Origin of the sequence: Aneurinibacillus thermoaerophilus (assembly GCF_900099925.1) — a bacterium.
Taxonomy (GTDB): Bacteria; Bacillota; Bacilli; order Aneurinibacillales; family Aneurinibacillaceae; genus Aneurinibacillus; species Aneurinibacillus thermoaerophilus.
Genome location: NZ_FNDE01000068.1, coordinates 1 through 4,981, shown reverse-complemented (window position 1 = coordinate 4,981; position 4,981 = coordinate 1). Strand labels below are relative to the sequence as shown.

Here is a 4,981-nt window from a genome sequence, read left to right as displayed (position 1 = left end):
CAAGGGCTTTTCGTGAAAAAATGGCTCAGTGTCGTTCGATGGTTGGGATGAAAGCTCTCATGATGCAGATCGGTCAAGGTTCCCACAAATCCTTTCGTTGTCAGCGCATCGATAATATGAACGAGATGCTTCATGACCGGCTTAGAGAAATAAAGGGCCAGCCCCAACATTGCGAAAAACTTGTCGATTCCTTGGTGATGTGGTAGTCTATTCATGAGACATGAACCTCCTTGAGAATGGTTTGGTGACACATCTATTCTAATCAAGGAATCGGGTTCATGTCTCCTTTTTTGTTCGGATGTAAATTTATGTTAGTGAATTTGCTCATCTACAGTTTTTAAGTTAAAATATTGGTAGTACTCTATTGTATATTATTAGTGTACAGTTTACTCAGTTTTTTGAAGGGTCATCTTACATCCTTGAAATATCTCAAAATTGGAGTAATTATTATGCGATGGATGAAATTAGCAATTATTTCCATTATCTCTTTTTTTGTAGGCATTTTAACTTATTATGTAATGTTATCAATTATTTGGAATCAACCTATCCATGATTTAATACCAGTTTTATTATGGGGTGGAGGATCGTATATCATTATTGTGTTCCCACTATATCTTTTAACTTTCTCATTAATACAGAAGAAATTTCAACCTGCTATTAGTCAAACTGTTTGGATTTATCCATTGGCAGCAGCTTTGCTATGCATCATTCCGACTTCTTTGATTTTCTGGATGTTTGGGAATGTATGGAGTTTTAAAAGTATGTTTTCCTCAGAAGCAATACTATTTGATTCATTCTTTGCTGTTTCGGGAATTGTTTTTGGATTTGGCTGGTGGATGATATGCGGTAGGACAAAAAATCTCAAAAATCGAGTAGGAGGGGGTGATTAGCCCCCGACCTCTCACACCACCGTACGTACCGTTCGGTATACGGCGGTTCATTATGTACGCCGCAAGGCGTTGTACCGTTCTTTCAGGCTCTTAAGTTGATACGATTCGAAGAATCGTTTATCAAGAGTCCGATGTAAAACAGGGCTTTTAGCGATACGCCAATATCCCTTACGGGAATTTCCCCATTCATAGGCTTTTCCTCTAGGCACGCCTAAAGCAATAAGTCTTTTCACTTTTGTTCGGGGAAGTTTCCACTCTTTCCATAAGCACATTCGCAATCGTCTGCGAATCCATTGGTCAAGAGTAAGAAACACGCTTGGCGTGTCTACTAATGTAAAATACCTCATCCATCCCATAAGGTATTCATTTAGCTCCTCGATTCTGTCCGGTAAAGATATGGGTCGAGAAGTAATGTCACGGATTTTCTGTTTGACGCGTTGTAAGGACTATTTCGCTATGCGAACTTTCGGCTCCAGATGTTGAGTAAAACTGAAACCAGGGAATTTTCGTTTCCAAGGTCGGTCGACAGCACTTTTTTCCTGATTGACTTTTAACTTTAGTTTCTTTTCGATATAGGTAGTTATCGATTGTATCACACGTTCTCCTGCTTTGCGGGATTGTACATAGATATTGCAATCATCCGCATAACGAACGACTTGTGACCTCGTTTTTTCTAGTCCTTTATCCACCTCATCTAATACGATAACAGACCTCCCCGGGTAAGAGCGCCATCTTCCCCTCCATCTACCTTCCTCATTTACCTTCGCTCGCCTTCGGCAGTATGGACTTCGCCTTGTTATGCAGGCTCATCCACCGAACGCTGGCCTTATATGAGATTCGTGTTCCTCAGGCCGGAGGTTTGCCGCCGGCTTCCTTCAGATTCGACCTCACGGTCGACACCCTTGCCACAAGCTAATGGTTACTACTGCCTTCACCACTCGGGACTTGAACCCTAGAGATGACGCCCATGCCGGGCACACGTAGATAAAGAGCTGGCATATTGCCAGCTCTTTATTATGCAACAATTCTGTTTACACCTGTAACATCTTCTGGAGGAAACAGGTTCATAAGACTGTTCCCATGAGCTTCAGCATCAAATTGATAAACTGTTTTCCAAGCTCCTCCATCTACTTTTTTATAGACCTCATAGTCTGGGAATCCATCATGTGCTCCTTGAATTTGTACTTGACCATTATCCCATATAGAAATGTGAAAATCATAGTTTATAGCCGGGGCTGCCGTTACTAAAGGATTACTTGCATCTACAATCGCATCAAATTGAACAGAATGTTGTCCCCATTGAACATTTGCAAATGAAATACCGGATAAAGGAGCAATACCATACTTGGTTGTAACAGTTCCATCAGTCTTAGTAATTCTGTTTACAGTTTGACCCATATCTTCTCGATATGTCATAGAGCCAGTAGAAAAATCAATTTCAAACTCTTGCCATGTCCGATAACGTTTATAATATGTTTCTGATGCTCCGGTATATGGGGTAAATCCACGATTATCCCCTTGGAATTCTGAGTAGTCACCACCAGGGAGATCAGTAGGGTCGTGAACCCATGGAGCTCGAATAAATGTAGCTAATCGTACAATCACTTTAGTAGCCATAATATCATGTTCCCTTCTTTATTTAAAATTTCAGAGAACAAAAGGGATGCAGAGGTTGAAGATTCATCCCTAACCTTTTCCCTCTGTTTCGTTCTATACAATAAAGAGAAAGAGACATCTCTTTTGGCAACCCTAGTTTAAAAAATTCTTTATAAAAAAGATTAACGCACCTTTATTCGGTGCGTTTCTTTTCTATCTGTTCGATAAACTCAAAAAATCCAGGTGTGTCATCCAAGTTGTAATTACAAACGGTTTCCATTACCTTTATCGTTAATTCTTGTTCTAAATCCTCACGCTCACTTAGAGAGGTTTGATAAAGAGAAGATTTTAATTTCGGCTTAAATGTTTGAACGAAAAGTAACACGGCCTCCGTTTCTTTATTTTGTGCATCTTTAATCAAAGAAGTTAAATCATCTATTTTAGACAACATATTTTTCCTCCATATGTCTACGAATTTTAGTAATGGCTCTCTTACGCGTTTTACATATTGCTTGATGTGATACCCCTAATTTTTGGGAGATTGTACGATCTGACATAGCATGGATATAAGCAAGCTCCACAATTAACTTTTCTTTTGGGGTTAACAGTTTGATCGCTTGATTGAGGAGAGGATCACTAACAACTTCCTCCAAAACATTATTTTTTTCAATCATCCATTCATCGGGAGTTCGTTCACTAGAAGGAACTAAATCAATAATGCTTATTCCGTCATCTTCTGGTGTATTCTGAACCGACTTGTCCAGTATTAGCAAATACCTTTGCTTATGTTTGCGAATTTTTTTATTATAATTAATTGCACTATAATAAATAGTTTTGAAAATAAAGTTAAGTAATCTAATTTTTAGATAAAAGGTTTTGAAAACTTCATCTAACTTTTCTTGATTTTCTTTAGTAGGGAACATTATTGTTTTACCGAAAAGCAGTAGATTATTCTCTTCCTTTAGGAAATTTTTAAGAATAGGATTTGAAAATTAAAGTCATTTACATCTTCTTCAAAATGAGGATGTTGTTTCAAGAAATTAGTAAGTGTCATCATTTCCCCTCCCTCTTTATGTATAAAGAGGGATTTAAATCCAAAATGGCAATCCTATATAAAAACAATTGTTCTATTTTTGTGAATATTTTACTATAATTAATTGATAATTAAAATAGGTTGCCACAAATATAGCTATTTCTTCTTTATATCTCTGAAAGAGAGGTGAAGAAGAAAGTATGCCTGATTTAAAAACGGCCCAGCAAATTGCACAATCTCAATATGTATTTAGTATCCTTTTTATCTTTTTATTTTTTTCCGTTATTGGTGCATCTGTATGGTTATTTAATAACTTACGTAAAGAAAACGAGGAACGAGAGAAAAAAATCATGGAAATGCACGAAAAAAGGGAAAAAGAATTGCTTCAAACAAACTTGGAGTACAAGTTAGAAAGTAAAGAGCGAGAACAAAAGCTCATGGAGCACTTGGAACGAACAACCGAAGCTCAAAAAGAAATGTCACAAACAATGGAAAAAGTCCAGCAAGGTCTTTCCACATTAGAAACAAATATTAAAGACGTTTGGATGGAGATCAAACATTTGAAAAAGGTGAATTAATTATGGCTAAAATTGTTGCACTAGGGGCAGGGCATGGATTACCTGATCCAGGAGCCTGCGATTTTGTTAAAGAATATGAAATTATTATGCAAATGACGTTAAAAGTTAAATCCGTCCTGGAAAGACATAACGTAGAAGTAGTTTTAACGCGCACTAGCGATCATTCACTTTCTTCAGCATCTGATCTACAACAAAATAAGCGAGAAGACTTGGAACGAAGAGTAGAAATCGTAAATAAGTCAGGTGCTGAACTCTTAGTCGAGTTTCATATGAATGCTGGTGGTGGAACGAGATATAAAACGCTTTACTATAGTGAAAATGACCAAATCCAGACCATTCATATGACCGTTAGTAACTACCTGCGATTGTTTGACATCCGTGATCGTGGCATCAAGGTTCGAAAGAATTTACGCGTACTACAAGTTAAACCAAAGGTAGCTTATTAGAAATGCTTTTTGTAAACCACCCTCAAGATGCAAAATACATGGCTAATTCTGTTTTTCAAAACGGATTAGCAGAAGCAATTGCTCATGGGATTCTTACTGCTATTGGTGTAGCCTATATTCCACTAAAAAACTAACCTGCCATAATTACAAATCTTACACAATTATATTTTGTAAGATTGAACGAAATGCCTCAAACCCTTGGTACATAAGGAGATGAGGCGTTTTTTGTTTATTCGAGATAGGAAAAAAATTGAAGCGATCAAAAAATATTATCCCAAAACAAACGGAACAAACCATCTACTACTTCTCGCTTAGGCGATCCGTAGATACGTGGGTTTCTGAATTTCAAACGGCAAGGACTGAATCCGGTTTTCATACAACACTTTGGACAGTAGATTCGCCGCACCGTGAATGTCCCGATGTTGGGTATAGCCGCAC

General features: G+C 37.7%; 6 protein-coding genes and 2 pseudogenes. 3 read left to right on the top strand and 5 right to left on the bottom strand.

Annotated elements, in window-relative coordinates; genetic code table 11:
* Positions 1-215 (bottom strand): annotated as a pseudogene (locus BLR88_RS18300) (IS701 family transposase); the annotation flags it as partial.
* Positions 216-449: 234 nt separating this feature from the next.
* On the opposite strand from BLR88_RS18300, the gene BLR88_RS18295 reads away from it, so the two are divergent.
* Complete coding sequence (locus tag BLR88_RS18295) at positions 450-890, top strand: hypothetical protein (RefSeq protein ID WP_091261523.1); 441 nt, start codon at positions 450-452, stop codon at positions 888-890.
* Between the two features lie 50 nt (positions 891-940).
* Here the strand turns inward: BLR88_RS18295 and BLR88_RS18290 are convergent.
* The 4 genes and pseudogenes from BLR88_RS18290 to BLR88_RS18270 all read right to left on the bottom strand — a co-directional run.
* Positions 941-1,609, bottom strand: a pseudogene (locus tag BLR88_RS18290) (group II intron maturase-specific domain-containing protein); the annotation flags it as partial.
* A gap of 295 nt (positions 1,610-1,904) precedes the next feature.
* Entirely contained in the window at positions 1,905-2,507 is a 603-nt protein-coding gene (locus BLR88_RS18280) for a DUF3238 domain-containing protein (protein ID WP_091261522.1), read from the bottom strand.
* A gap of 172 nt (positions 2,508-2,679) precedes the next feature.
* Positions 2,680-2,934, bottom strand: coding sequence for a helix-turn-helix domain-containing protein (locus BLR88_RS18275; protein WP_175493689.1), 255 nt, complete (start codon positions 2,932-2,934; stop codon positions 2,680-2,682).
* A complete protein-coding gene (locus tag BLR88_RS18270; protein ID WP_091261520.1) occupies positions 2,927-3,409 on the bottom strand; it encodes a sigma-70 family RNA polymerase sigma factor in 483 nt (160 codons plus the stop codon). Before BLR88_RS18270 ends, BLR88_RS18275 begins: the two co-directional genes overlap by 8 nt.
* A gap of 310 nt (positions 3,410-3,719) precedes the next feature.
* Between BLR88_RS18270 and BLR88_RS18265 the strand changes: the two genes are divergently transcribed.
* Together BLR88_RS18265 and BLR88_RS18260 are read left to right on the top strand one after the other, a co-directional pair.
* Entirely contained in the window at positions 3,720-4,097 is a 378-nt protein-coding gene (locus BLR88_RS18265) for a hypothetical protein (RefSeq protein ID WP_057897310.1), read from the top strand.
* Complete coding sequence (locus BLR88_RS18260) at positions 4,061-4,543, top strand: N-acetylmuramoyl-L-alanine amidase (protein ID WP_175493688.1); 483 nt, start codon at positions 4,061-4,063, stop codon at positions 4,541-4,543. The genes BLR88_RS18265 and BLR88_RS18260 overlap by 37 nt, the downstream gene beginning before the upstream one ends.
* The last annotated feature ends 438 nt before the right edge of the window (positions 4,544-4,981 follow it).

Excerpts from the sequence above, each read along its gene's own strand:
- BLR88_RS18270 (WP_091261520.1), bottom strand. The coding sequence starts at position 3,409 with ATGTTCCCTACTAAAGAAAATCAAGAAAAGTTAGATGAAGTTTTCAAA.
- BLR88_RS18265 (WP_057897310.1), top strand. The coding sequence starts at position 3,720 with ATGCCTGATTTAAAAACGGCCCAGCAAATTGCACAATCTCAATATGTA.
- BLR88_RS18295 (WP_091261523.1), top strand. The coding sequence starts at position 450 with ATGCGATGGATGAAATTAGCAATTATTTCCATTATCTCTTTTTTTGTA.
- BLR88_RS18280 (WP_091261522.1), bottom strand. The coding sequence starts at position 2,507 with ATGGCTACTAAAGTGATTGTACGATTAGCTACATTTATTCGAGCTCCA.